General features: G+C 67.7%; 2 protein-coding genes. Both read left to right on the forward strand.

Annotated features, from left to right (window positions below):
- On the forward strand, positions 1 to 481 hold a 481-nt coding region (locus OOT08_RS19150; RefSeq protein WP_442916216.1), incomplete at its 5' end, for an ATP-binding cassette domain-containing protein.
- 251 nt (positions 482 to 732) lie between these two features.
- Positions 733 to 1,237, forward strand: a 505-nt coding sequence (locus tag OOT08_RS09775; RefSeq protein WP_325092453.1) for a DUF1648 domain-containing protein, incomplete at its 3' end; no start/stop codon positions are given.

The following is a 1,237-nucleotide window of genomic DNA, read 5'->3' on the forward strand; positions in this document are numbered from 1 at the left end:
ACGGGGACGCCGCCGCGGAAGCATGCTCATCACCCAAGAAGTTCAGCGCCAACTCTTCGCGGACACGGTCCGGGGCGAACTTGACCTCGCGGCACGGGGGTCTCCCGATGCTCCTGGCGTTGCGAACCTCTTCGCGCAGCTTGACCTGGAACACCTCGCAGAGCGGCACCCCTTGTCCTTGTCGGGCGGCCAGCAGCAACGTCTCGCGATCGCCGTCGCCCGCCTCAGCGATCGCCCTGTCGTCGTCCTCGACGAACCCAGCACTGGCGTCGACGCCCGCCACCTCGACACGATCAGCAGGCTCATCAGCGGCCTTGCGACTGCCGGAAGGACTGTCATCGTGATCACGCACGATCGTCATCTCCGCACCATGACCGCGGACGTCGAAATCACGCTCCGAGGTACGTCCGCGCGCCCGATCGCCGAGTCATCTTGGAAGCGAAGAGGTGATCGTTCCGAGTCAGATGGCGGTGCTCGTTGAGGTGCGTGTGCACGAGCGCCCAGCCGAGTTCTGCGCGACGCCGGTGCGTGTTCGCCCTCTCGCGGCACCCGGCTCGGTGGGGGTGACACCAAACGGCGGATCGACGGCAAACGCGCCGAGCCGGAGCAGACCCGACAGCGGGAAGCTCGCGACGCCGTTGAGCGGTCAACAGCCGCCCGAAATATCCGTGCCCGGCGCGGTGTGGCAGAGTGGAGCGCACGAGTCACCGATCGGATCGAGGAGTTGCGCAGATGACAGCAGAGACCCGACCGCCGCGGAACTACCAGACCGGGCCGGTCACCGTGTGGCTGCGTCGGGGCAGCGTGATCCTGACGATCGCGGTCACGGTGTTGCTCCTCGTCCGCTACGCCTCGCTTCCCGAGACGGTGCCGACGCACTTCGGCCTGACCGGCGAGGCCGACGCCTGGGGTCCGCGCTGGAGCCTGCTCGCGCTCGCCGCGCTGCTGTGCGGAGTGATCTTCGGCGCCGTGTGGCTCTCCAGCCGCCCGCAGCTGTTCAACTACCCCATCGTGATCACCGAGACGAACGCCGCTGCGGTGTACCGGGAGGGGGAACGCATGCTCGTCTGGGTCACCCTCGCCACCGTTTTGATCTACGCGGCCACCGTCTTCGCCGCGATGGGCTGGAGCGTCAGCGCAGTGTTCCTCGCCGTACTCCTCGGTCTGGTCCTCTCGGTGGTGGTCGGCCTCATCCGAGTCGTGGCCGCGCGGAACTGGATTGGCGAGGACGCGGAGC

The organism is Leucobacter sp. M11, from assembly GCF_035726885.1.
Lineage (GTDB): Bacteria > Actinomycetota > Actinomycetes > Actinomycetales > Microbacteriaceae > JAPFRB01.